Source organism: Rhizobacter sp. Root1238, from assembly GCF_001425825.1.
Taxonomy (GTDB): Bacteria; Pseudomonadota; Gammaproteobacteria; order Burkholderiales; family Burkholderiaceae_C; genus Rhizobacter.
In genome coordinates, this window is sequence record NZ_LMDM01000045.1 from 1 (window position 1) to 24151 (window position 24151).

At 71.1% G+C, this 24151-nt stretch carries 19 protein-coding genes; 8 read left to right on the plus strand and 11 right to left on the minus strand.

What is annotated here, in order from left to right:
• Positions 1-100 precede the first annotated feature (100 nt).
• Positions 101-2719 carry a LuxR C-terminal-related transcriptional regulator gene (locus ASC98_RS32165; RefSeq protein ID WP_162249308.1) on the minus strand — a complete coding sequence of 873 codons (2619 nt, stop codon included), beginning with the start codon at positions 2717-2719 and terminating at the stop codon, positions 101-103.
• Between the two features lie 292 nt (positions 2720-3011).
• On the opposite strand from ASC98_RS32165, the gene ASC98_RS23070 reads away from it, so the two are divergent.
• Entirely contained in the window at positions 3012-5744 is a 2733-nt protein-coding gene (locus ASC98_RS23070; RefSeq protein WP_200957070.1) for a YncE family protein, read from the plus strand.
• Between the two features lie 9 nt (positions 5745-5753).
• Here ASC98_RS23070 and ASC98_RS23075 read toward each other — a convergent pair whose 3' ends face one another.
• A complete protein-coding gene (locus ASC98_RS23075) occupies positions 5754-6302 on the minus strand; it encodes a carboxymuconolactone decarboxylase family protein (RefSeq protein WP_056814861.1) in 549 nt (182 codons plus the stop codon).
• A gap of 139 nt (positions 6303-6441) precedes the next feature.
• On the opposite strand from ASC98_RS23075, the gene ASC98_RS23080 reads away from it, so the two are divergent.
• The 4 genes from ASC98_RS23080 (at position 6442) to ASC98_RS23090 (ending at position 8865) form a co-directional block, all read left to right on the plus strand.
• Positions 6442-7314 (plus strand): AraC family transcriptional regulator, encoded by an 873-nt coding sequence (locus ASC98_RS23080; protein ID WP_056814863.1) that lies wholly within the window; start codon positions 6442-6444, stop codon positions 7312-7314.
• Positions 7315-7362: 48 nt separating this feature from the next.
• Positions 7363-7518, plus strand: coding sequence for a hypothetical protein (locus ASC98_RS30795; protein WP_157598061.1), 156 nt, complete (start codon positions 7363-7365; stop codon positions 7516-7518).
• 11 nt (positions 7519-7529) lie between these two features.
• Positions 7530-8048 carry an O-acetyl-ADP-ribose deacetylase gene (locus ASC98_RS23085; RefSeq protein ID WP_056814867.1) on the plus strand — a complete coding sequence of 173 codons (519 nt, stop codon included), beginning with the start codon at positions 7530-7532 and terminating at the stop codon, positions 8046-8048.
• A 103-nt stretch (positions 8049-8151) separates the two neighbouring features.
• Entirely contained in the window at positions 8152-8865 is a 714-nt protein-coding gene (locus tag ASC98_RS23090; RefSeq protein ID WP_056814869.1) for a DUF899 family protein, read from the plus strand.
• A 29-nt stretch (positions 8866-8894) separates the two neighbouring features.
• On the opposite strand, the gene ASC98_RS23095 is transcribed toward ASC98_RS23090, so the two are convergent.
• Positions 8895-9914 carry a zinc-dependent alcohol dehydrogenase family protein gene (locus tag ASC98_RS23095; RefSeq protein ID WP_056814873.1) on the minus strand — a complete coding sequence of 340 codons (1020 nt, stop codon included), beginning with the start codon at positions 9912-9914 and terminating at the stop codon, positions 8895-8897.
• A 100-nt stretch (positions 9915-10014) separates the two neighbouring features.
• Here ASC98_RS23095 and ASC98_RS23100 point away from each other — a divergent pair, with 100 nt between their 5' ends.
• Together ASC98_RS23100 and ASC98_RS23105 are read left to right on the plus strand one after the other, a co-directional pair.
• Complete coding sequence (locus tag ASC98_RS23100; RefSeq protein WP_056814877.1) at positions 10015-10878, plus strand: LysR family transcriptional regulator; 864 nt, start codon at positions 10015-10017, stop codon at positions 10876-10878.
• Between the two features lie 113 nt (positions 10879-10991).
• Positions 10992-13169: a hypothetical protein gene (locus tag ASC98_RS23105; protein ID WP_056814880.1), complete on the plus strand. Its 2178-nt coding sequence runs from the start codon at positions 10992-10994 to the stop codon at positions 13167-13169.
• 45 nt (positions 13170-13214) lie between these two features.
• Here ASC98_RS23105 and ASC98_RS23110 read toward each other — a convergent pair whose 3' ends face one another.
• The 5 genes from ASC98_RS23110 to ASC98_RS23130 form a co-directional block, all read right to left on the minus strand.
• Positions 13215-14621: an MFS transporter gene (locus ASC98_RS23110; protein WP_056814883.1), complete on the minus strand. Its 1407-nt coding sequence runs from the start codon at positions 14619-14621 to the stop codon at positions 13215-13217.
• Entirely contained in the window at positions 14618-15247 is a 630-nt protein-coding gene (locus tag ASC98_RS23115; RefSeq protein ID WP_056814887.1) for a TetR/AcrR family transcriptional regulator, read from the minus strand. The genes ASC98_RS23110 and ASC98_RS23115 overlap by 4 nt, the downstream gene beginning before the upstream one ends.
• Positions 15248-15670: 423 nt before the next feature.
• On the minus strand, positions 15671-17209 hold the full coding sequence (locus ASC98_RS23120) for a hypothetical protein (protein WP_157598062.1): 1539 nt from the start codon (positions 17207-17209) through the stop codon (positions 15671-15673).
• Positions 17206-17697, minus strand: coding sequence for a hypothetical protein (locus ASC98_RS23125; RefSeq protein WP_056814891.1), 492 nt, complete (start codon positions 17695-17697; stop codon positions 17206-17208). The genes ASC98_RS23120 and ASC98_RS23125 overlap by 4 nt, the downstream gene beginning before the upstream one ends.
• A 74-nt stretch (positions 17698-17771) precedes the next feature.
• Positions 17772-18638, minus strand: a complete 867-nt coding sequence (locus tag ASC98_RS23130; protein WP_056814893.1) for a LysR family transcriptional regulator — start codon at positions 18636-18638, stop codon at positions 17772-17774.
• Positions 18639-18742: 104 nt separating this feature from the next.
• Between ASC98_RS23130 and bla the strand changes: the two genes are divergently transcribed.
• Entirely contained in the window at positions 18743-19636 is an 894-nt protein-coding gene (gene bla / locus ASC98_RS23135) for a class A beta-lactamase (protein WP_056814896.1), read from the plus strand.
• Positions 19637-19640: 4 nt separating this feature from the next.
• On the opposite strand, the gene ASC98_RS23140 is transcribed toward bla, so the two are convergent.
• The 3 genes from ASC98_RS23140 to ASC98_RS23150 form a co-directional block, all read right to left on the minus strand.
• Positions 19641-21557, minus strand: a complete 1917-nt coding sequence (locus ASC98_RS23140; RefSeq protein ID WP_082542067.1) for a bifunctional diguanylate cyclase/phosphodiesterase — start codon at positions 21555-21557, stop codon at positions 19641-19643.
• Positions 21558-21569: 12 nt separating this feature from the next.
• On the minus strand, positions 21570-22106 hold the full coding sequence (locus ASC98_RS23145) for a YfiR family protein (protein WP_162249309.1): 537 nt from the start codon (positions 22104-22106) through the stop codon (positions 21570-21572).
• 148 nt (positions 22107-22254) lie between these two features.
• Positions 22255-24006: a beta-1,3-glucanase family protein gene (locus tag ASC98_RS23150; protein ID WP_200953063.1), complete on the minus strand. Its 1752-nt coding sequence runs from the start codon at positions 24004-24006 to the stop codon at positions 22255-22257.
• Positions 24007-24151: the final 145 nt, after the last annotated feature.

Here is a 24151-nt window from a genome sequence, read left to right on the forward strand (position 1 = left end):
AAAGCCGATCTTCGCAGTGGAGTCGACGGGCCCCCAGGGGGCCCGTCGACCGCCCCAGCATGAGCCCCCAGCCCATCCCCTCACCCACCGCGACGCGCCCCTAGACCAAGCGCAAAGCCCGCGCCCGAACCAGCGCTCCGACCCGCGTCCCCACTCCCAGCTTCGCGAAGATGTTCTTCACGTGCCACTTCACGGTGGTCATCGAGATCTGCGCCCGCGCGCTGATCTGCTGGTTGCTCAGCCCCTGGGCCAGCAGCGCCAGCACCTCCAGCTCGCGCGCGGTCAGCGCATCCACCGCATGCGCAGGCCGCGCCTCGCTGCGCCCGAGCGCGGCGCCGAACACGCGCAGCACGTGCTCGGGCATCAGCCTGCGCATCGTCGGCACCTGCAACGCAGCCACCAGCACCTCGTGGAAACGCGGGTTGTCGTCGAACCAGCTGCGCGACGGCGCGTGGCCGCGGGCGCGCAGCAGCGACTGGTGCAGGCATTGCAACGCCTCGTCGCGCGAGCCGGTCTCCCACAGGTTGCTGGCCAGCGCCGCCTCGATGGCATGCAGGCGCAGCACATGGCCGGCCGCTTCGGCGCTGCCGCGCAGCACCTGCAGCACCGCCCGGGCATCGTCGTGCCGCTGCGCATGCGACAGCAGTGCGGCATGGGCCATGCCGCGCCGCTCCCAGGCTTCGTCGTAGGGCCGCGCATCGCGCCACTCGCTGCCGTCGACGATGCCGAACTCCGCCGCGCAATCGCGCGCCCGCACCGGCTCGCCCTGCGCCAGCCACAGCCGCACCTTGTCGAAGCCCACCTGCGCCGCGAAGCGCCGCTCGTGGCTGCCGCCGAGCACGCCGTGCAGGTAGTCGAGCAGGCGCATCGCGGCCTCGGGCTCGCGCTCGGCGGCGTGCACGCGGGCCAGCGTGCGCGTGGCGGCCACCAGCGTCTCGTAGGTGCCGCCGGCCTCGACGCGCGGCAGCAGTTCCTCGCACAACGCGCGCGCCTCGGGCAGCCGGTTGGTCTCGTAGCGCAGCACCGCGAGCGCCGTCGCCGCGTTGGCCCAGGCCGCGTTGCGCGGGCCGTTGCGCGCGCCGGCCCACAACGCCTCCACGCGGCGCGCGGCCGAACCGAAATCGCCCTTCGCCCGCTCGATCAGCGCCAGCAGGCTGCTGGCATAGCCTTCGCCGTACGGGCTGATCGGCTGCAGGATCTCGCGCGCGCGCATCGCGAGCCGCCACGCTGCATCGAAGCGGTGGGCGCAGAACAGCGCATAGGCCCGGTTGACGAGTTGCAGCCCGCGCAGCTGCGCATCGCCATCGCTCTCGTCGGCCGCCGGCGTCTCGTCGACCAGCGCCGCCGGCTCGCCGAGCAGCGCCTGCAGGATCTGCTGCAGCGTGCGCAGGTGGTAGCTGAACGGCGCGCCGGCACGCGTGGCCGGGTTGCCGGCCAGTTGGCGCAGCATCGCGCGTGCCTCGTCGAAGCGCCGGCACAGCACCAGGCAGGTCGTGAAGGTCACGCCGAGCGCGGGACGTGCCTGCAGTTGCGGCGGCGGCAACCGCTCGCACCACTGCACGACCTCGGCGATGTCGCCCGATTGCAGCCAGCGCGCGGCGGCCCGCTCCACCAGCTCCGCACACCACGTCGGTTCGCCGGACCGGAATGCATGTGCCAACGCCTCGGCAAAGCGCAACTGCGCCGCGAACCAGTGGCTGGCTCGGGCCTGCAACGCGCGCTGGCGCGCCGGGTCGGCCGCCAGCCGGCTGCGCAGGAAGCCGAGGAACAACGGGTGGTAACGGAAGGCCAGCCCGTGGCTGTCCTGCGCGGTGACGAACAGCTGGTGGCGCTCCAGCTTCTCCAGCACCGCCTGCGAGCCGTCGCGGCCGAGCAGCGCATCGCACAGCTCGCCGGTCATCGCATCCACGACGCTGGTCGAGACCAGGAACTCCTGCAGCGGCGCGTCCTGCTCGCTCAGCACCTCGCGCTGCAGGTAGGCGGCCAGGTCGACATGGCCGCCGTCGAAATCGGCCAGCGCGGCATCGAGCCCGCCCGCCTCGTTCGAGCGCGCGGCCAGCGCCAGCAGGCCGAGCTTGACGCCGGCCGTCCAACCCTGCGTGGTCGCCAGCAGGCGCTCGGCCTGCGCCCGGCTCGGTGGCTCGGCCATCAGCTTGCGGCCCAGCTGCACGATCTGTGCGGCGTCGAACGCGAGGTCGCCGCCGTCGAGCACTTCCAGCTGGTCGCGCAACCGCCAGGCCGGCAGGTTCAGCGCCGGCACGCAGCGGCCCGACAGCACCCAGTGCACGCCGGGCGCGCAGGCCGCCAGCAGCGTGTCGATCAAGCCGAGGCAGGCGGCATCCTGCGCGTGGTGCACGTCGTCGATGACGATCACCAGGTCGCCGCTGCGTTGCGCGAGCAGGGCTTGCAGGGTCGGCACGGCGCCATCGGCAGAAAGCGGCGTGCCGGGCTGCACGCCGGCCGCCGCCAGGCTGGACAGCAGCCGCGTGGCCAACGCCTGTGCACCGGGGAGCGGCCCGTCCAACGTCAGCCACGCTGCTGTCCGCCGCTGCCGGCGCTGGCGGAACCACTGGGTCAGCAGGCTCGTCTTGCCGGAGCCGGCCGGCGCGGCCACCAGCACGAGGCGCAGTTTGGACGCGGCATCGAGCCGCGCCATCAGGGCAGGGCGCGAGACGCTGGAAGGCGCCAGCAGCGGGGGCTCGATCGTCGTTTCTGACATCGCGGACGGCCGGGGAGGGTGAACCCTGGCAGGGGCGCGGGAGTGTAGCGCGCCCCCTCCCGGCGGAGGGGGCGCGGCGGGCAGGCGCTGCCTACGATCCATCCGCGAGCCACCGTCGAGGCAGGCCGCATCCAACAAAGAAACAAGGAGACACCACATGCAAGCGCATCCCATGCCGGGTCGGGGCAGGCCGCGGCCCATCCTGTCGTTGTTGCTGTCGTCGTTGGCTTTCACGCTGGCCCTGTTCGTGGCGCTCTGGTCTGCACCAGCGCATGCCCAAACGCCATCGTTCATGCAGTTCGAAAGCGGCCCGGTGCGGCCGATGGCGATGTCGCCCGACCGCACGCGGCTGTTCGTCGCGAACACGCCCAACAACACGCTCGACGTGTTCAACATCGCCGGTGCCGCGCCGCTGCTCGTCGCGCGCGTGCCGGTCGGGCTGGAACCGGTCTCGGTCGCGGTGCGCGGCAACACCGAGGTGTGGGTCGTGAACCACCTGTCCGACAGCGTCAGCATCGTCGACCTCGGCGGCACGCCGCGCGTGGTGCGCACGCTGCTGGTCGGCGACGAGCCGCGCGACGTCGTGTTCGCCGGCAACCCCGAGCGCGCCTTCATCACCACCGCGCACCGCGGCCAGCAGCGCAGCGACCCGTCGCTCGCCGGCGTGCCCGGCGCCGGCGACCCGCAGCTCACGACGCCAGGCATCGGCCGGGCCGACGTGTGGGTGTTCAACCCGGCGAGCCTCGGAAGCGCGTTCGGCGGCCTGCCGCTGCGCATCATGACGTTCTTCAGCGACACGCCGCGCGCGCTGGCGGTGAGCCCCGACCGCAGCACCGTCTACGTGGCCGCCTTCAAGTCCGGCAACCAGACCACCACCGTGCTGGCGGGCATGATCTGCGGCGGCTTCAACCCGAACCTGCCCTGCCTGGGTCCGAATTTCAAGATCGTGCCGGGGGGCAACCCGGGCCCGAAGACCAACTTCGAAGGCAAGCAGGCGCCCGAGGTCGGCCTGATCGTCAAGTTCAACAAGGCCACCCAGCGCTGGGAGGACGAGTTGCACCGCAACTGGAACAACGCGGTGCAGTTCCGCCTGCCCGACCGCGACGTGTTCGCCGTCGATGCCAACACGCTGGCGCAGAAGACCGCCTGGTCGGGCGTCGGCACGGTGCTGTTCAACATGGTGACCAACCCGGTCAGCGGCGCGGTCTACGTGTCGAACACCGAGGCCATCAACGAGGCCCGCTTCGAAGGCCCCGGCACCTACGCCGGCCACACGGTGCAGGGCAAGCTGGCGCAGACGCGCATCACGGTGCTGTCGGGCGCGAGCGCGTCGCCGCGCCACCTGAACAAGCACATCGACTATTCGAAGCTGCCGGGCAACGCGGGTTTCGACTGGTCGATGAAGAACCATTCGCTGGCGATGCCGCTCGACATGGTGGTCACCGGCGACGGCCGCACGCTGTACGTCGCGGCCTTCGGCTCCAGCCGCATCGGCGTGTTCGACACGGCTTCGCTCGAGAACGACAGCTTCGATCCGCGCAGCGCGAGCGCGCGCTACATCGAGCTGGCCGGCGGCGGCCCGAGCGGGCTGGTGCTCGACGAGGCGCGCGGCCGCCTCTACGTCACCACGCGTTTCGACAACGCGGTCAAGGTGGTCGACCTGGCCACGCGGGCGACGCTGTCGTCGGTCGCGATGAAGAACCCCGAGCCGGCCGCGGTGCGCACCGGCCGGCCGTTCCTGTACGACGCGCGCCGCTTCTCGGCCAACGGCGAGGCCTCGTGCGCGAGCTGCCACACCTTCGGCGATGCGGACGACCTGGCCTGGGACCTCGGCAACCCCGACGACCGCGTCACCAACAACCCGATCGTGAAGAACCTGGCGTCGCCGCTGGAGATCGCGCTCGGCAAGGTGCTGTTCGGCGTCAAGTCGCCGGTCAACGGCAGCGACAACGCCAACGAGTTCCACCCGATGAAGGGGCCGATGACGACGCAGACGCTGCGCGGCATGCGCAACTCCGGCGCGATGCACTGGCGTGGCGACCGCGCGACCGGACTGTTCGGCAGCAGCGGCACCGACAGCACGCTGTCGTTCAAGAACTTCGCGGTGGCCTTCGAGGGGCTGCTGGGCGGCACCGCGCCGCTGAGCGAGGCCGAGATGCAGCAGTTCGCCGACTTCCAGCTGCCGGTGATGCTGCCGCCGAACCCGATCCGCAAGCTCGACAACACGCTGACCGCGTCGCAGCAGCGCGGGCGCAGCTTCTACAGCGGCACGCGGCCGTCGGACGGCATCGACCTCGGCGCGCTCGGCGGGCTGGTGCCGAACCAGACGGCGTTCACCTGCGAGGGTTGCCACCGGCTCGATCCGGCCAGCGGCTTCTTCGGCACCGGCGGGCGCGCGAGCTTCGAGGGCATCACGCAGATCGTGAAGATCCCGCACCTGCGCAACATGTACCAGAAGGTCGGCATGTTCGGCTCGCCGCGGGTGGAGTTCTTCGGCGCGCCCGACACCGGCTTCCTGGGCGACCAGGTTCGCGGTTTCGGCTTCGTCAACGACGGCTCGGTGGACACGCTGTTCCGCTTCTTCACCGCGAAGGTGTTCAACCCGCAGCTCACGGTCGGCTTCCCGATCGTGGACCCGGATGCGACGCGGCGCGACGTGGTCGACTTCATGATGGCTTTCGACAGCGACCTCGCGCCGATCGTCGGGCAGCAGGTCACGCTGAACAGCGGCAATGCCGCGGCGGTGGCCGGCCGCATCAACCTGCTGCTGCAGCGTGCGGCCACGCCGTTCACGTCGAAGGAGCTGGGTGGCGCGACCACCGAGTGCAGCCTGGTGGTGCGCATCGTCGAAGGCGGCGTGTCGCGCGGGCTGCTCTACAACCCGACCGCGCAGGCCTTCGTCGCGTCCGACGGCAGCCAGCGCAGCGATGCCGCCGTGCGGGCGCTGGCGACGGTGCCGGGTCAGGAGGCGACGTACACCTGCGCGCCGCCGGGGTCGGGGGCGCGCATCGCGTACGACTCCTGACGACGAAGGTCAGGCTGCGGTGCGGCGCAGCTTGACGGCCGGGAAATCGACCGGCACCGCGAGGGCCACGTTGACGTAGTTGGTGAACAGGTTCAGCGCGACGTGGGCGACGATCTCGACGACCTGTTCGTCGTCGAAGCCCGCGCCGCGCAGCGCCTGCACATCGGCGTCGCCGACCTGCCCGCGCTCGTTGACCAGCTTCAGCACGAAGCGTAGCGCGACGGCCGTCTTCGGATCGGCCGATTCGCCGTGCTGCGCGGCCGTCATTTCTTCGCTGGTGGCGCCGGCCTTGCGACCGAGGGCGGTGTGGGCGGCCAGGCAGTACTCGCAGGCATTGCGGTCGGCCACCGCGACGGCGATCTGCTCGCCGAGCTTCACCGGGATCGCGCCGCCGCCCAGCGCGCCGAAGCTGCCCCACAGGCTCTTCAGCGCGGCAGGGGAGTTGGCGACGGCGCGGAACATCGCCGGCGTGGTGCCGAAGGCGCCGTGGATCTGGTCGAGCACGTGCTTGCGCTCGCCGTCAGTGGTCGAGGGATCGATCAGTTGGACGCGGGACATGGCGGATTTCCTTTGAGAGGTGGAGAGGTCGGGAGGGTGTTCGGCAGCTGCTGGTCGCCAGTGTGCGTCGCCAGGCTGTACCATTGGGCACTTATCGTCCTGATGACATGCCTGATCGTCCAGGTCGCGCATCCGCCGCATGAACCACCCCGACCCGGCCCCGATCGATCGCCTCTCCGGCTTGCTGGAGCGATTCAAGGTGCGCGCGCGGCTGTTCCACCACGGCCCGCTGTGCGGCACCACGCACTTCCCGGCCGAGCCCGGCCGCGGCTTCCTGCACGTGATGCGGCGCGGCGAGATGGAGCTGCGCCACGGCGCGAAGACGCAATTGCCGCGGCGCATCGTCGTCGCCGAGCCGACGCTGTTGTTCTACCCGCGGCCGCTGTCGCATGCGTTCCGCAATCCGCCGGTGGACGGCTCGGACTTCGTCTGCGCCGAGCTGGAGTTCGATGGCGGCGACCGCAACCCGCTGGTGCGCGCGCTGCCGCCGTTGATCGTGCTGCCGCTGTCGCGCGTCGACGGGCTGGAGCCGGCGCTTGCGCTGCTGTTCGGCGAGGCCGAGCGGCTGCGCTGCGGCCAGCGCCTGCTGGCCGATCGCCTGTTCGAGGTGGTGCTGATCCAGCTGCTGCGCTGGCTGATCGACCACCCGGCCGAGGCCGGCATGCCGCAGGGGCTGCTGACGGGGCTGTCCGATCCGCGGCTGGCGCGTGCGCTGGTGGCGCTGCACAACGCGCCCGGCGCGCCGTGGAGCCTGGCGGCGATGGCGGCCGTGGCCGGCATGTCGCGCAGCGCGTTCGCCGTCGCATTCAAGGCCGTGGTCGGCCAGCCGCCGGCCGGGTACCTCGCCGACTGGCGGCTCAGCCTGACGCAGTCGCAGCTGCGCCAGGGCCGCCAGGTCAAGGCCATCGCCGACGAACTGGGCTACGCCAACGCTTCGGCGTTGTCGCGCCTGTTCAGCCAGCGGGTGGGCCACTCACCACGTCAATGGCTGGAGCAGAACCAGGATGGCTGAACGAAGCATTCTTTCGGTGTGCGCGCTGGTGGCGATGGCGGGGCTCGCGTGCTGCGGCCTCGGCGTGCCGACGGCATCGCGGACGGCAGCCGCCTGTCGACCCGCCACCCGGAGGGCTACCTGCAGATGATGGTTGACTACGCGTTCGGGCCAGTGCTGAAGCCGGTGTATGGCACGGCGGTGCTGGCGCAGTCGCATCGGTAGACTGCACGCCCATGCCTGCAACGCTCCGTGCCCTTCGCGCCGACATCACCACCCTCGCCGTCGACGTGATCGTCAACGCCGCGAACTCGTCGCTGCTGGGCGGAGGGGGCGTGGATGGCGCGATCCACCGCGCGGCCGGCCCGGAACTCATTCATGAGTGCCGACTGCTCGGCGGCTGCAAGACGGGCGATGCGAAGCTGACGAAAGGCTACCGGCTCCAGGCGAAGTACATCGTCCACACCGTCGGCCCGGTCTGGCGGGGTGGCGAGCACGGTGAGGCGGACCTGCTGGCGTCCTGCTACCGGAGGTCGCTCGAAGTCGCTGCTTCGAAAGACGCCAGGTCGCTGGCGTTTCCGAGCATCAGCACCGGCATCTACGGCTATCCGGTCGAACTCGCGGCGCAGGTGGCGGTCCGCACCGTGCGAGGCCATCTGACGCAGTGTCCCGCGTTGACGGAGGTGGTGTTCTGCTGCTTCTCGCCGGGCGACCTGGCGGTGTATGAACGGGCCATCGGCCAACAGGCGAGCTGACTTTCGGCAAGACGCGCAGGCGCGGTCGAAAAAAGTCGCTCGCGCGGTCGATTCCGGCCCGCGCCGATCGTCGTCTTCATGTCACCTCACCCTGGAGATGCCCATGACCGCCCAGCCCACCCTCCGCCCCGCCAAGGACCTGGCCCAGTCGAAGCGCCGCTTCCCCGGCGAAACCCCCGAATACCGCGCCGCGCGCAATGCCCTGCTCGAGCAGGAGATCGAGCTGCGCCGCCTGAACGAGCGCGTCGCCGCGCAGCGCCGAGCGCTGCCGCCGGGCGGCGTCGTGCCGCACGACTACCGCTTCGACGGCGAGCAGGGCCCGGTCACGCTGTCGCAGATGTTCGGCGAGCACGACACGCTGGTCACCTACAACTTCATGTACGGACCACAGCGCAAGCGGCCGTGCCCGATGTGCACCTCGATGCTCGGCGCGTTCGACGGCGAGATGCCCGACATGCTGCAGCGCGTGTCGTTCGCGGTGATCGCGCGCTCACCGATCGCGCGCATCACCGCTTTCAAGAACGAGCGCGGCTGGCGCCACCTGCGCCTGTACTCGTCGGGCGGCAACGACTTCAACCGCGACTACGCCAACGAAGACCCGGCCAGCGCGTCCGACAACGCCGGCTTCAACGTCTTCACGCGCCGCGACGGCGTCATCCGGCACACCTGGGGCGACGAGATGGGACCCGAAAGCGCGGACCCCGGCCAGGACCCGCGCGGGGCGCCCGAGGTGATGCCGATCTGGATCGTGCTCGACATGACGCCCGAGGGCCGCGGCGTCGACTGGTACCCGGAGCTCGAGTACCCGCAGCGCTGAGGCGCGCGGCCCGCCCTCTTTCAGGCCGCTCAGGCCTCGCCGATGTCGATCGCGACCTTGCCGCGGGCGTGGCCACCGGCCATGCGCGCGTGGGCCGCGTCCACATCGGCCAGCGTGAATCGCTGCGCGTCCAGCATCGGCCGCAGCTTCCCTTCGGCGGCCAGCCGCGCGGCGTGGCCAAGGATCTCGCCATGGTGGTCGAGCCCTTCGCCGGTCAGCAGCGGCAGCAGCGTGAACACGCCGGAGTAGGTCGCGCCGCGGAACGACAGCGGCGCCAGCGCATGCGTGCCCCAGCCGAGGCTGCTGACGACATGACCGGTGTAGCGGCGCGCCGCGAGGAACGACGCGTCGAGCACCGCGCCGCCGACGGTGTCGAACACCACGTCGAAGCCGGCGCCGGCGGTGGCCTCGGCCACATAGCGCTCCGGCGGCGTCGCGGCATGGTCGATCGGCGTCGCGCCAAGCCGGTGGATGGCATCGAGCTGCGCCGCGCTGCCGGTCGCCCACACCTCGGCGCCGTGCGCGCGCGCCAGCTGCACCGCGATGTGCCCGACGCCGCCGGCGCCGCCATGCACCAGCACCCGGTGGCCGGGCTGCACGCGGGCGCGGTCGACCAGCCCTTCCCATGCGGTGATGGTGACCAGCGGCAGCACCGCGGCCTCGCGTGCCGACAAGGCTGTCGGCCGCAGCGCCAGCAGGCGCGCGTCGACCGCAATGAAGCCGGCGAGCGTGCCGGCATGCCCGCCGACGCCGCCGACCATGCCGAACACCTCGTCGCCCGGCTGCAGGTGCGACACCCCGGTGCCGACCGCGCGCACGGTGCCGGCCATGTCGATGCCCAGCACCGCCGGCAGCGGCTGCCGCGCATGGGCGGCCTGGCCGGCGCGGATCTTCGCGTCGAGCGGGTTCAGGCCGCTGGCGCGCACTTGCACCAGGACCTGGCCGGCAGCCACCGACGGCATCGGCTGTTCCCGCACGACGAAGGGCGCGCCGGCCGCATCGACGACGGCGGCGGTGGTGATCGATGGAAGGGTGAATGACGACGACATGGTGTTCTCCAGGAGTTGATGCGACCAGTGTTGTTCATTCACAAACGTTCATCAATCGACAAGAATGCACGCTGTTCATACGAAAACGCATGAGGGCGAGATGGAGTGGAGCGACGTGAAGGTGTTCCTCGCGGTGGCGCGCGAGGGGTCGCTCGGCGGTGCCGCGCGGCAGGTCGGGCAGACGCAGCCGACGATGGGCCGGCGCCTGCGCGCGCTCGAGGCCGCGCTCGGCCAGAAGCTGTTCCAGCGCGGCAGCGCCGGCTTCGTGCTGACCGAGGAAGGGCAGTCGGTGCTGCAGCATGCGCAGCGCATCGAAGAAGAGGCGCTGGCGATCGAGCGCCGGCTGGCCGGCGGGCAGGTCGCGCTGAGCGGCCTGCTGCGGATCTCGTCGTCCGACTGGTTCGGCGTGCACGTGCTCGCGCCGTGGTGCGCCGAGTTCATGGCGCGGCACCCGGAGGTGTCGATCGAACTGGTCACCGACAGCCGGCTGTTCAACCTGGCGCGCCGCGAGGCCGACCTGGTGTTCCGCATCGCGCCGTTCAGCGAACCCGAGGTGGTGCAGCGGCGCTTCATGCACCTCGATTACGGGCTGTACGCCGCGCGCAGCCGGCCGGGGCCGTTGCCGCGCCGCGGCAAGGGCCTGCGGCTGGTGACGATGGACAGCGCCTTCGACGACATGCCCGACGTGGCCTGGCTGAAGCGCAGCTTCCCCGAGGCCCGCACGGTGTTCGGCAGCAACAGCCGCGAAGTGCAGGCGCGGCTGTGCGCGGCCGGTGCCGGCGTGGCGGTGCTGCCCTGCGTGCTGGCCGAACCGATGCCCGGGCTGCGCCGCATCGCGCGGGCCGAGCCGCCGCCCGGCCGCGAGGTCTGGGCCGGCTACCACCAGGACCTGCGGCAGGCCGGCCGGCTGCGCGCGTTCCTCGAGTTCGCCGTCGCGAAGGCGGAACAGCGCGCCCCGGCCTGACCCCCGGATTCCACGCCGTCGAATATCAGCGCCAGGCTGATAGGCGGCCGCTGCGCCCACGGGCAGCATTCAGGTCGCATTGACTTGCCCCCGACGGCGAGTGGAAGGAGCGAATGAAGGCCGAGCCCTCGAAGACGCCGGGTCCGACCGGCCGGCGAGCCGCTGCTGCCGAGCCGAAGGCACGGCCCGATCCCGCGCCGGGGCCGTGGGCCGGCGCGATTGCGGACACCGAACGCATGGTGGCGCAGCGCCGCGAACTGCAGGCCGCGTTCGGTGCCGCGTACGGGCCGGTCGTGCAGCGCCAATGGCAGCGGCAGGACGACGGTCCGACCTACACGCAGGACGCGCCCATCGACGGTCGCCTGTGGACGGTGCGGCTTGCCCGGCGTGTCGGCGACGACGACCTCTATCGATTCGACGACGGCCAGGCGACCAGCGACTGGTTGCCGGCGGCGACGCATGTGCGCAACGGGCACCCGCCGCCGCAGGGCGCGCGCTTTGCGGAACAGCGCCTTGCCGACGGGCGCGGTCCGCAGGGCCGGGAAGGGGCCGACAAGTACGTGTTCGAAAGCAGCACCCTGGCCACGGGCACGCCGCTGACCATCAAGCAGGCCCATGCAGCGCTGGGCAGGCACGTGGCACGCATCCAGGAAGAGCGCCGGCACGACAAGGACATGCTCGACGTGCTGCTCCACGCCGAGCTGAAGCGCATCCGCGACGTGCTGGGCGTGCTGACCGGCGCGCTGCAGAACAACACCCTGAACGACGTGCAGTCGCTGGCGCTGCGCGAGCATTTCGCGCCGGACGACGTGGCCACGATGATCCGCAGCCGGGCCCTCAACGCGAAGCAGGCCGAAACGCTGGCTGCCGGCCTGCGCTACAAGCGCCTGTACGAGCACGAGCAGAACCTCCTCACCATCAACCGCCGTTCGCGCAGCGACATCGAGACGGCGTTGGACGAGGTCGCGGGCAAGTACGACCTGGACCTGGAGGTCGACGTCGACGACGATGCGAGCACCGAAGCGGTCAGCGTCCGGAACTTCGAGCACCGCGACTACGACCTCGGCACCTTCTACTTCGGCGCTGCGCGTTTCGAGCAGGTGTCCGGTCCGCTGGTGGAAGGCGGGTCGGCGGTGTACCGGCACCGCGGAACGAACAAGGAGTACGTCGAGGACATCGCCGGCAGCTTCATGCCGCGCTTCGTGTCTCGCGCGATCCGCTATGAAGACGCGTTGGCGCTGCTGGCCAACCAGTCGATGCCGACCAAGCTCGACCCCGACGCCTCGCTGTCCGGCAAGGAGGCCAGGGACTACGGTCCGGGCTTCCACGAAGGCCAGTCGATCGACTACAACCAGATGGTGATCGGCCAGATCCGGGGGTATGGGCGATTCCTGTCGGCGACCTCGTCGAAGCACATGGCGACGTCGACATCGCGCGGCACTTACGACTCGCCCTATGGCAAGGTGGAGATCGACCTCGCCAGGATGGGGCAGAACGACTACAGCGAAGCCCATTCCGAAGACGCCATGCAGCAGACCTTCGGTGTCGACGACCTCGGTGCCGTCGAGTTCGTTCCCAAGCACCTGGCGGGCGAGCAGGCCAAGGTCAAGGCCGCCCGCGATGCCTATCGCGCCCGCGAGGTCGTGGTGGACAGCCCGCCGGTCGACGCGGTTCGGACGGTGTCGCGCAACACCGGCGAAGTGGGGCTGGTCATCGTCGGCGTCACCGGATCGGCCGACGAAGACAGCGTCCGCGCGTCACTGGGCAAGTGGGCCGCGTTCGTGAGCTTCATCGAGGTCAACACCGACTACAAGCGCGACATCGACGGCCACAAGGGCAACACCGCGTTCGTGTTCTTCAAGGGGGTCGAGGCCATCGAGCCGGTGGTGGCCTACCTGCGGAGCGCCATCGAGGGCCGCCGGGCCACCAAGATCCAGCCGGAGGGTTTCGTGAAGGCGGTGCCCGGCAGCACCGAGCTCAACAACTACCGCAACCCCGAGCAGGCGTCGAACCGGCTGGCCGACACGACCTTCCTGGAAACCTGCCGGTCACGCCGGGACGCGATGCTCGACGAGCTCGACAAGGCCCTGCTCGCCGCGCCCGCGCGCAAGGTCCGGCTGCTCGTGCAGGGCGCCAGGCAGCAGCTGAACCAGCAGTGGCAGCGTCTCGAGCGGGACGCCGACCAGGGGGTCGATCCCACGCTGTTCGCAGCCGCCGCCGGCGAGATGCTCCGCGAAGGGGCGCTGCGCCAATCGAAGGTCCGGGCGGCGCTGGATCCGACGCAGCAGTGAGGGGCCATCGCCGCCGCGCGGGCCGTCGCGGTGTTCGCGCCAGGTTCAGGACGGCCGGGGCGCGGGCCGCGTGTTGACGAACAGGCACAGGAACGCCGTCAGCAATGCCAGGCCGATGTGCAGCGCGTAGACCGCATTGAAATCGCTGCGCTGCACGACGCCGTGGCCGAGCAGCAGCACCGTGATCGCGACGCCGATCACCGCGCCGATCTGGCGCGTGGCCTGGTTGACCGCGCTGCCGACCGCATAGTGCTGTGCCGGCAGCTTGCTGACCGCCGCGCCCGACAGCGAGGGCAGCACCATGCCGACGCTCGCGCCGCTGAGGAACAGGCCGGGCAGCCAGTGCGTCAGGTAGGCCGGCTCGGTGCCGGGCACGAGCATGAACCACAGCCCGGCCGCGGCGTAGAGCAGCGCGCCGCCGACCAGGAAGGGCCGGTGGCCGATTCGCCCGGCGAGGCGGCCGGTGACGATGGCCACCGGGATCACCGTCAGCGGGCCCGGTGCGATCGCGAGGCCGGCCTGCGCCTGGCTGTAGTGCCACACGTTGCCCATGTAGAAGAAGAACGCGAAGAACATCGTCGCGAACGCGATGCCGAACGACAGCGTCGCGGCATTGACGGCGCTGTAGGTGCGGTGGCGGAACAGGCCGAGGTCGACCAGCGGATCGCGCGCATGGCCGGCCCAGATCACGAACGCGACGAGTGCGACCGCGCCGGCGGCGGCGGCGCCGATCAGCTGCGTGCGCGTCCAGGCCGGCGATTCCGATTCGACGATGGCCAGCGCGATCGCGCCGACCGCGACGATCAGCAGCGCCATGCCGACCGCGTCGACCTTGCGCGGCGTGGTCGAGCGGGTCGATTCGCCGAGCAGCGCGGCACCGCGCCACAGCGACAGCGCGCCGATCGGCAGGTTGATGAAGAAGGCCCACGGCCAGCCGATGGTCTCGACGACCAGCGAGCCGAGGCTCGGCCCGACCGCGGCCGCGAAGCCGGCGACCGCGCCCCACAGGCTGACGGTCAACGCGCGCTTGTCCTGCGGGAACGCGGCCAGCACGATCGACAGCGAGGCCGGCGTCAGCAGCGCCGCGCCGACGGCCTGCAGCACGCGCGCGGCGATCAGCCAGCCGACGCTGCCGGCCAGCCCGCAGGCCGCCGAGGCCGCGATGAAGAGCGTGACGCCGAACAGGAAGACGCGCTTGCGGCCGTGCGTGTCGGCGAGCCCGCCGGCCGGGATCAGCATCGCCGCATAGACGACGGTGTAGGCATTCAGCACCCACGACATGTCGGCCGCGCTGGCCTGCGGGAAGCCGGCGCGCAGCGCGCCGAACGCGGCATACAGCATCGTGCTGTCGAGCGACACCAGGAAGGCCGCGACGCTCGCGACCCAGAACACCGGCCACGGGGAAGTGCGCCTGGCGTCAGGCTCGATGGCGACGGGCGTGGCGATGCTCATGGGGTGGTCCTGCGGGAAGAAGGGGCGGAGGCGGGAGACGAAGCGGAGGGGGTGTCGTAGTGCTGCAGCAGGGCCTGGCGCGCGTTCGAGAGCAGCGCGCGACCTTCGGCGTTGTCGCCGAGCGCGCGGGCCAGCTGCAACGAGCCGACCAGCGTGCCGGTGACCGCGCCGGCGGCGCTGCGGTGCGCGTCGGGCAGCGCGGCGGTCACGCGTTCGACGAGGCGGCGCACGCGCAGCGCGGAGGCGTCGCGGACGACGTCGGACTGGCGCGGCATGTCCGAGCCGAGCGCGGCCACCGGGCAGCCGCTGTCCATCGACGCGAGGTGGCGATCGGAGAGGTAGCTGTCGACCAGCGCGCGGAACGCGCTGACGCCCTTGGCAGCGCGTTGCGCGGCGGCGCGCATCACCGATTCGGCGCTGTCGCGGCCGGCGCGCTCGAGGGCTTCGACGAGCAGTGCGTCGCGCGACTCGAAGTGCGCATAGAACCCGCCGTGCGTCAGCCCGGCGTCCTTCATCACCTCGGCGACGCCGAGACCTGCATAGCCATGGCGACGGATCGCGCGGGCTGCCGCGTCGACGATGCGCTCGTGGGTCTCTTCCTTGCGGGTGTTGGCGGGGCGTGCCATCGCGTGGGTCCGGTGTGTTGCTTCGTTAATATGATTTGCATCATATTCTTGTTTGACGCTTCTTGCTGGCATGCGATTCGTGCGAGCAAAGGCGCGGGTGGGGAGGCTGTGGCGCGCCGTCGGGGGCGGTCCTCGGCCCCCCCGGGGGCCGAGGACTTCCCTCCGCTGGCTGGCTTCATGGCCCGTCGCCGAAACTCCCTCCGCTCACTTCGTTCGCTGTGGTCAAACAGTCGGCGACAGTCAGTCCACGAAGCGTGCTGCGCACGCGGGCCATGAAGCCAGCCAGCTCCGGCGCCCCCTCCCTATTGGCGCGCCACAGCCTCCCCACCCGCGCCTTTGCCGAGACCGTGGTGGACTTCGCCGTTTCCCGAGTGAGCCGCCGAACACGCGCCCTCAGTCGCAACCTGCGCGCCGGCCACCAGCTCACCAACCCGACATTCCGAAGCTGCGGCTCCAGCTGAGTTCGACCAGCGGCGTCGCCTGGCTCGCGCGCAGCGGCTTCATGGCCCCGGCCCCAAGGCGCCATTCGCTGCGCGGTGTCGGGTTCCAGCCTGCCCACAGCACGGTCTGCAGGATCGCACCGCCGTCGGTGGCAACGCCGCCACCGCCTGCCGCGCCACCCAATGCTTCGACACCGACACGCCATGGCGAACCCGGCCGGTTGGCGACGCCCGCGCCGACGAGACCGACCGAGTAGGCGCCGGCACTGCCCGCGAACGCACTGTGCGCCTGGCCACTGACGTAGACGTTGTCGTCGACGTAGCGGTTCAGCTTCAGGCCGATGGTGTCGAGGCCCTGGCGGCTGCCGTCGGTGCGGCGCACGCGGTCATGGTGCTGCAACACCGCGACCCATTCGGTGCGCACGACGCGCGGCGGCGTGTTGCGGCCGTCGTGGCCGGGTTCGAGGTCGATGCCGAGCCACAGCTGGGCCTGGCGCGCGCGCAGGCCCCCCTGCGCGGCATGGATGCGGCCGTACTCGCCGCCGATCGTCCAGCCCGGCGCGGGGCTCCACTCCAGCGTGCCGGAGGCCTTGCCGATCAGCCCGCCGCCGGTGGGCACCGCGCCACCGCCACCCAGCCCGGCGGCCACGCGCACGCCGGCCCGCCAGGTGGGCAGCAGCACCGGCCATGGCGCGAAGCTCGCACCGAGCGTGCCCAGCACTTCCATGTAGCCGGCAGCATCACCCTTGGCGGCCGCGGCGGATTCGATGCCCCACGACAACCCGTTCGCCAGCCGGCGCTCGGCGCGCGCGCCGGCGAGGCCGATGGTCGGCCGCAGCCCGCCGTCGAAGCGGTAGGCGGAGGCGGTGAACGCAATGCGGTCGAAGCCGAGGCCGGTGACTCCATCGGACGCGTCGGTCGTTCCGCCGTGCTCGCCGGCCAGGTGCTTGAAGCCGCCGCGCCACGCGAGGGCCACGCCCAGCTGCTGGCTCTCGATCTCGCCGCTCGGGAAATGCACCGCGGACAGCGAGACGCCGAGCTGCAGCGTGCTGCCGAGGTCTTTCAGCAGCGTCAGCGCCGGGCGCAGCATCAGGCCCGAGCCGACCGGCGCCGAGGCCCCACCGCCGCCGCCGGCGTACAGCCCCGAGGCCAGCGTCCACCCGGGCGTGAACTGCCAGCGGTGCTGCAGCTCGACACCGGCCACGAACAAGCCGCCGCGTTGCCCGGTGGCCGCGCCGTACACCGCCGGCCCGAACGCCCAGCCCGAGCCGACGTCGAACAACAGCGTTCCGCCGACCAGGCCCATGCGCTCGCCCTGCGGCAAACGCACCCGTTCGTAGCCGAACAGCGAGACGGTCGGGATCGATCCGGCGACCTCTCGAGGCCGGCCATCGCCGACCGTGTCGCCGGCTTCGCGCCCGGCCTGCTCCCGGGCAGGCGGCTCGGCCTGGGCCTGGGCCAGGCCGGCAGCCAGCAACGCACCGGCGCACACGGCCGCGCCGCGCAAATGGCGCCGGCTCAAGCGAGTTCGCGCGCGAGCCACGCAGCGGCCGAGTCGGCCGTCAGCCGGAAACCGGCGTCGACGCGCTTGCGGGCAACCTCCTGCCCGTCGGCGTCGCGCGCGGCGAGCGTGGCATACGGCTCGTCGTCGTCCGGCACGATGTCGAGCGTGACGACGAAGGCCCCGGCCTCGGTCGCGATCGACACCTGCTTGTGCAGCCGCGCCTGCAACTGCTGCTCATGGCGCCGCCGCACCTCATGCGCGGTCTTGACCAGCGTGTGGAACGCCGGTGCATCGAGCGGCTTCGGGTTCTTCTTGTCGCGGCCCATCGTCCACGGACCGATCAGCGCCGGCTCGGCCTCGCCGCGCAGCGTCATCGAGACCGCCCAGCCGTCGTCGTCTTCGTTCTTGATGACCTGGGCGATCCAGGTCTCGTCTTCCCAGTGGCGCGCTTCCTGGATCGGCGCGGCTTCGTCTACGGCGGTGGTTTCGTCGAAGGTGTCGGACATGACAGCGTGCAGAGTGAATGGACTGGGCGCGTACTGTATAGGCATACAGGCGGGACGTCGAGCGCTGTGGCGGTTCAGCCGGTTTGCAGCGCTTGCCGGACGATCCATGCCTGGAACACCCGCATCGCCTGCGTCGGCGTGCGCGACTTCAGCCGGGTGATCCAGTAGCGGCCGAGCGACACGCCGAGCGCGAACGGCTGCACCAGCCGTTCGGTGCGCAGCTCCTCGCCGAACATCGCCGGCGGCAGCAGCGCGACGCCGATGCCCTGCACCGCGGCGGCCGCCATCGCGATCGACGAATCGAACACCGGCCCGCGCAGCAGCGGCGTCTCGATGCCGGCGGCCGCGCACCAGCGCGCCCATTCGTCGGCACGGTACGAGCGCAGCAGGGTCTCGTCGGCCAACGCGGCCGGCGAGCGCAGCCGCCGCGCCAGCGCCGGCGTGCACACGGGCGACAGCGGCGCCTCCAGCAGCGGCTCGGCCTCGGTGCCGTGCCAGGCGCCGTCGCCGAAGCGGATCGCGCAATCGAGCCCCTCGGCGGCCAGGTCGACGCGGTTGTTGTTGGTCAGCAGCCGCAGGTCGATGAACGGATGGTCGCGCTGGAACCCCGCGAGCCGCGGCAGCAGCCAACCCACCGCGAAGGTGCCGACCACCGCGACGGTCAGCACCTCGCGGTGCAGGCCGCCTTCGAACTGCTCCAGCACGAGCCGCATGCGCTCGAAGCTCTCGCTCAGCATCGGCAGCAGCGCCGCGCCCTCGTCGGTCAACGCCAGCCCGCGCGGCAGCCGGCGGAACAGCGGCGCGCCGAGGCGCTCTTCCAGGTTCCTGACCTGCGCGCTGACGGCGTTCTGGGTGACGCACAGTTCCATCGCGGCACGGGTGAAGCTCAGGTGGCGCGCCGACGCTTCGAAGGCGCGCAGCGCATTCAACGGGAGTTGCATGCCCCAGATTATCTGGGGTCTCGCCCCCGAAAGCAGCGTTTGAGCGATGGCAGGGAGATCGCTATCGTGCACGCTCCGAACCGACATGCCACGAGGATTTTCCGATGCAAAGAAGACAGTTCAACAGCGCACTCGCCTGGTCGCTGACGACCGCGATGCCGATCGCATGCGCCGTGATGCCGGCGCAAGCTGCACAGAAAAACTTGGAGCAAGGGCATGACCCTCGCTGGGCCGCGATCGAGGCCGAATCGGGCGGGCGGCTCGGTGTCGCGGTGCTCGACACCGCGAACGGCCAGGTCGACGGTCATCGTCTCGACGAGCGCTTCCCGATGTGCAGCACTTTCAAGTGGCTGGCCGCATCGCTGGCGCTGCAGCGCGTCGACGCCGGGCTCGAGCGGCTGGACCGCCGCGTCGCCGTGCGCCGCGAGATGCTGGTCAGCAACTCGCCGGTCAGCGAGAAGCACGTCGGCGGCGACGGCATGAGCATCGCCGAGCTGTGCGAAGCGGCGGTGCTGGTCAGCGACAACGCCGCGGCCAATCTGCTGCTGGCGAGCTTCGGCGGGCCGGCCGCGATCACCCGCCATGCCCGCTCGCTCGGCGACATGAAGACGCGGCTGGACCGCACCGAGCCGGCGCTGAACGAGGCCCGCCCCGGCGACCCGCGCGACACGACCACGCCGCACGCGATGGCCATCGCGCTGCGCAGCGCGTTGCTCGGCACCGCGCTGTCCGATGCATCGCGGGCCCGGCTGGTGCAATGGATGGAGGCGGTGCGCACCGGTGTCGACCGTTTGCGCGCCGGCGTGCCGCCCGGCTGGCGTGTCGCCGACAAGACCGGCACCGGCGCACGCGGCAGCACCAACGACGTCGCCGTGATCTGGCCGCCGCAGCGCGCGCCGCTGGTCGTCACCGCGTACCTGACCGACAGCAAGGCGGACGCGGCGCGGCGCAATGCGGCGCTGGCGGCGGTCGCGCGTGAGGCGGTGACCAGAGCGTAGCGGGCTACCGAGGGGTCGTCATCAAGCGTCCGGCGGCCAGCATCGCGTCGATCGCCTGCGCGGTGACCGGCCGGCTGTAGAGGAAGCCCTGCGCGAAGTCGCAGCGCTGCGCGGCCAGGAAGTCGCGCTGCGCCGTCGTCTCGATCCCTTCGGCGACCACCGTCAGCGACAGGCTGTGCGCCATCGAGATGATGGCCGACGCGATCGCTGCATCGTCGCTGCTGTCGGGCAGGTCCTTCACGAAGGCGCGGTCGATCTTCAGCTTGCCGATCGGCAGCCGCTTCAGGTAGGCGAGCGACGACAGCCCGGTGCCGAAATCGTCGACCGCGACCTGGATGCCGAGCGCGCGCACCGCTTCGAGCTGCGCGACGTTGCTCGCCAGGTCCTCGACCATCGAATGCTCGGTGATCTCGATCTGCAGCGAACGCGGGTCGGCGCCCGAGGCGCGCAGCGCGGCATCGATCTGCGCCTGGATGCCGCGGCGGATCTGCAACGCCGAGACGTTCACCGCGACGTGCAGCCGGTGGCCGGCGTCGTGCCAGCGGCGGATCTGCAGGCACGCCGCATGCAGCACCCACTGGCCGATGTCGACGATCAGGCCGCTCGCTTCGGCGATCGGAATGAACTCGACCGGCGACACCGGGCCGAGCTGCGGATGTTCCCAGCGCAGCAGCGCCTCGACGCCGACCAGCCGCTGCGTGGCGAGGTCGACGATCGGCTGGTACAGCAGCCGCAACTGCCGGTGCGAGACGGCCTCGCGCAGGTCTGCTTCGAGCTGCACGCGGCGCGTGGTGTCGTTCAGCATGCGCGGCTGGAACACCGCGAAGGTGTTCTTGCCCAGGCGCTTGGCCTCGTACATCGCGGTGTCGGCGGCGAGCACCAGCGAGGCGGCATCGACCGCGTCGTTCGGGTACAGCGCGACGCCGGCGCTGCCGCGCACCCGCAGCAGCTGCGCGCCGACGGCCAGCGGCTCGTCGAAGGCGCGCATCGCCGCATTGGCGAGCGCCTGCAGCTGCACCGGGTCGACGACGCGCGGCGACAGGATCACGAACTCGTCGCCGCCGAAGCGGAACGCGATGTCGGTGGGCCGCATGAACTTCGTCAGCCGGCCGGCCAGTGCCCGCAGCAGTTCGTCGCCGACGCCGTGGCCGAGCGTGTCGTTGACGAGCTTGAAGTCGTCGAGGTCGAGCAGCAGCAGCCCGAAGCCCTCGCTGGTGCGGCCGACCGTCTCGATCAGCCGCTGGATCTGCTCGTTGGCCGCATGCCGGTTCGGCAGCCCGGTGACCGGGTCGTAGTGGGCGAGGTAGTCGAGGCGCTTCTCGGTGCCGTCGATCTGCCGGCGGATGCCGACCGCGAGCGCGAAGGCCAGCGCGAACGACACCAGGCTCACCACCAGCGTGATCGCGACGAACGCGGCGACGCGCTCGTACAGCGGGCGCAGGCTGGCGCTCAGCAGCACGTGGCCGACCACGCGGTCGCCCTCGCGCACCGGCACGCGCACCTGCAGGCGGTTCTCGGCAAAGCGGTGGCCTTCGTTGGCCAGTGCGGGCGGCGCGCCGTCGACGCGCTGCGTGCGCAGGCCGGGCGCGGTGTAGGCGGCGAGCAGGCGGCCCTGCAGGTCGTGCAGCGATGCGCGTTCGATGGCTTCCGACGACTGCAGGCCCGAGAGCGTCTGCGCCGCGGCGCCGTTGTCGCCGAACAGCACTGCGGCCGAGCTGTTGTCGGCGACGATGTGCGCCTGCGCGGTGAGGTCGTCGACCATCGCGGCGCGCAGCGAAAAGTACACGTAGGCGTCGAAGCTCAGCCCTGCCAGCAGCAGCGCGGTGCTGACGCTGAGCGCCACCGCGCGCATCAGCCGGCGGCCGAGCTGCGGGCCCGGCTGCACGCGGAACGGGTCGCGGCGGCGTTCGGTGTCGGTCATCGGGTCACCCGCTCACTCGGTGACGCGGTGCGCCACGCGCAGCAGCTTCGAGCTGACCTGCAGGCGCGACTGGCGGACGGTGGCGAGGTCGATGTCGAACACCACGCGCCCGGCGGTGCGGTGCAGCACCACGGCCGCCTGGACCGACGGTGCGGCATCGCCGTCGGCGATCAGCAGCGTGCCGACCGGCGGGCGTTCCGGCGCATTCGACGGGCTGTCCAGCAGCGCGGCATGGCAGGCCGACCAGCTGCCGGCGGACGCCAGGTCGCGCACGTCGAGCCGCCAGTGGCGCACGATGCGGCCGTCGAGCGCCTGCACCGCCGGCCGCAGCGGGCTCGCGCGGTCGATGCACAGCGCGAGCGACGGCGCCTGCGGCGGCAGCACGTCGGTGGGCCAGTCGATGAACAGCAGCAGGTTGAAGACGAGGGCCGCCTTCTGCTCGGCGTCGTCGGCCTGCGCGGCGGGCACCCATGCGCAGGCCGCGGCGCAGGCCAGCGCCGCCAGTCGCCGCGATGGCGGCCGAAGGACCGGAAGGGTGGAGCGATTCACGGCGCAGGAGGATGCACGGGTGCCGACAAGACAAAAAGCGCCGACCGCAACATGCGGACGGCGCCCGTAGCTTATCGGCCCGTACCCCTCCCGCTTGAGTGCCGGCCGCCAGACATGCGTACCGGCAGCGCCGCGGGGCGGGCCTGGCTTACCAGCCGATCGTGACGATCATGCCGCGCGGTGTCGGGTGCTCCAGCAGCGTGCTCTTGCTGCGCACGTCGTCGTAGGCGAAGCCGTAGGCCAGCCCGTCGATGCTGTGGTCATGCCAGAACTTCGCGTAGTAGTTGGCAGGGCCGGCGGGGTAGTACGCGGCCGAGTTGCTCCACTGCGACGGGTCGACGCTGATCAGCAGGTGGCGGTTGAAGGCGGCGGCGATCTGCGCCTGCACCACCAGCTCCTGCGAATTGCCGCTGGCCAGGTTGCCCGAGGCCTCGAGGATGCCCTGCGTCGTCGGCTTGCCGCGGATGTACAGGTTCTGCGGGCCGCCGTCCTTCGAGAACACGAAGTCGTTGCCGATCACGCGGCCGCGGAAGGTGCCGGCCTCGGCGCTGAACACCAGGTCGGTGCCGGCGTAGCGGCTCCACACCTGGTCGACATACGACGCGAAGTAGTTGCCCTGCGCGCGGCCGGTGCCGAACTGGCCCTTCGCCGGCGCGACGATGCGGTACGGGCGCTGCACCAGCGCGCGGAACTCGCCCTGCGGCAGCGCTTCGAAGTCGGCGAAGATCTGCGCCCGCGACGCGTTCTCGCCCAGCGTGCGGTCGTAGCCGTCCTTGCCCAGCAGGCGCGTCTTCAGCGGGAAGCCGAACTGGTCCACGCGGGTGGTGTTGCCGTGGTAGCCGCTGTTGTCCACCGTGAATTCGATCCACTCGAAGTTCACGTCCTGGTTCGGATCGGTCGGGTTGTTCAGGTCCGGACCGGCGAAGCCCAGGCGGCCGTCGCCGGCGGTGTTGATCTTGATGAACATCGGCGAACCGAGGCTGATGAACATGCGGCCCGAGTCGATCTTCGGGATCGAGACCCAGCCGGCGTCGCTCAGCTTGTTGAAGTAGTTCGAGTAGGTCGTGCCGTTCTTCGCGAGGCGGTTGCCGGCCGTGTTGTCGGCCAGCGCGGACGGCACCAGGCGGCCGCTCGCGTCGACGTGCGACAGCACCTTGCTCGACGGGTCGTAGCCGATGATCGACCAGTAGACCTGGTTGTCGGCGAAAGCGCCGCCGGTGTTGTTCACCAGCTTGATCGTCATCACGCCGCTGCCCACCGGCAGGTCGACGCTGCCGTTGCCCTGGCGCACGCGGAACGACGACACGATGTCGTTGAAGTTCACGTTGACCAGGTTGGGCGTGTCGGCGCCGAGCGTCAGCGTGCGGCCGCCGAAGTTGATGTCGTCGAACAGGTCGACCTGGTAGCCGCTCTTGACCTTGACCGACGAGACGCGGTCGTTCCAGGTGGCGCCGACCCAGCTGTTGTCGGCGTCGCCGCAGAACGAGGCGCCCTGGTAGTCGGCGTGCTCGTAGAAGCAGATCGTGCCGCTGGCCGCGGGCGGCGGGGTGGTGGTGCCACCGCCGACCGTCGCGGTGAAGCGGGCCGAGTCGTAGGCCGGCGCGCCGTTGTTGTAGGTGAAGAAGTAGCCGAGCGTGTTGCCGTTCGCGACGCCGGTGACGACCTGCTCGTAGCGGGCGGCGCCGCTGTTGTAGCCCATGCGCAGGTTCTGCTGCGGGCCGCCGTTGACCTGGTAGTGGATGTCGACCCAGGTGGTCGCGACGCTCGACTTGAACCAGATCGTCGCGGTGCTGCCCGAGCTGGTCATGCCCTGCGTGAAGTCGGCCGCACCGGCCGGTGCCGCGAAGCAGGCCAGCGCGGCGAACGCCGCCACCAGCCATCCCAGGAATCCTCTTCTCATGCCCGACATGCTCACTCCCTCGAAAGTTTCTTTCCACCGGCCGCGCCGGCAGTGCCGGGCATTCTCGAAGCGGGCGGGCCGCAGCGGGGCCGGGCTTTGCAACAAGATGAGAAAGCGCTTTCAGGGGCAGCGGCGACGGGCCTCC

What these genes read in the sequence shown, in the direction of transcription:
- ASC98_RS32165 (WP_162249308.1), bottom strand. Translation starts at nt 2,719, where the DNA reads ATGTCAGAAACGACGATCGAGCCCCCGCTGCTGGCGCCTTCCAGCGTC.
- ASC98_RS23070 (WP_200957070.1), top strand. Translation starts at nt 3,012, where the DNA reads ATGCAGTTCGAAAGCGGCCCGGTGCGGCCGATGGCGATGTCGCCCGAC.
- ASC98_RS23075 (WP_056814861.1), bottom strand. Translation starts at nt 6,302, where the DNA reads ATGTCCCGCGTCCAACTGATCGATCCCTCGACCACTGACGGCGAGCGC.
- ASC98_RS23080 (WP_056814863.1), top strand. Translation starts at nt 6,442, where the DNA reads ATGAACCACCCCGACCCGGCCCCGATCGATCGCCTCTCCGGCTTGCTG.
- ASC98_RS23085 (WP_056814867.1), top strand. Translation starts at nt 7,530, where the DNA reads ATGCCTGCAACGCTCCGTGCCCTTCGCGCCGACATCACCACCCTCGCC.
- ASC98_RS23090 (WP_056814869.1), top strand. Translation starts at nt 8,152, where the DNA reads ATGACCGCCCAGCCCACCCTCCGCCCCGCCAAGGACCTGGCCCAGTCG.
- ASC98_RS23095 (WP_056814873.1), bottom strand. Translation starts at nt 9,914, where the DNA reads ATGTCGTCGTCATTCACCCTTCCATCGATCACCACCGCCGCCGTCGTC.
- ASC98_RS23100 (WP_056814877.1), top strand. Translation starts at nt 10,015, where the DNA reads ATGGAGTGGAGCGACGTGAAGGTGTTCCTCGCGGTGGCGCGCGAGGGG.
- ASC98_RS23105 (WP_056814880.1), top strand. Translation starts at nt 10,992, where the DNA reads ATGAAGGCCGAGCCCTCGAAGACGCCGGGTCCGACCGGCCGGCGAGCC.
- ASC98_RS23110 (WP_056814883.1), bottom strand. Translation starts at nt 14,621, where the DNA reads ATGAGCATCGCCACGCCCGTCGCCATCGAGCCTGACGCCAGGCGCACT.
- ASC98_RS23115 (WP_056814887.1), bottom strand. Translation starts at nt 15,247, where the DNA reads ATGGCACGCCCCGCCAACACCCGCAAGGAAGAGACCCACGAGCGCATC.
- ASC98_RS23125 (WP_056814891.1), bottom strand. Translation starts at nt 17,697, where the DNA reads ATGTCCGACACCTTCGACGAAACCACCGCCGTAGACGAAGCCGCGCCG.
- ASC98_RS23130 (WP_056814893.1), bottom strand. Translation starts at nt 18,638, where the DNA reads ATGCAACTCCCGTTGAATGCGCTGCGCGCCTTCGAAGCGTCGGCGCGC.
- bla (WP_056814896.1), top strand. Translation starts at nt 18,743, where the DNA reads ATGCAAAGAAGACAGTTCAACAGCGCACTCGCCTGGTCGCTGACGACC.
- ASC98_RS23140 (WP_082542067.1), bottom strand. Translation starts at nt 21,557, where the DNA reads ATGACCGACACCGAACGCCGCCGCGACCCGTTCCGCGTGCAGCCGGGC.
- ASC98_RS23150 (WP_200953063.1), bottom strand. Translation starts at nt 24,006, where the DNA reads ATGAGAAGAGGATTCCTGGGATGGCTGGTGGCGGCGTTCGCCGCGCTG.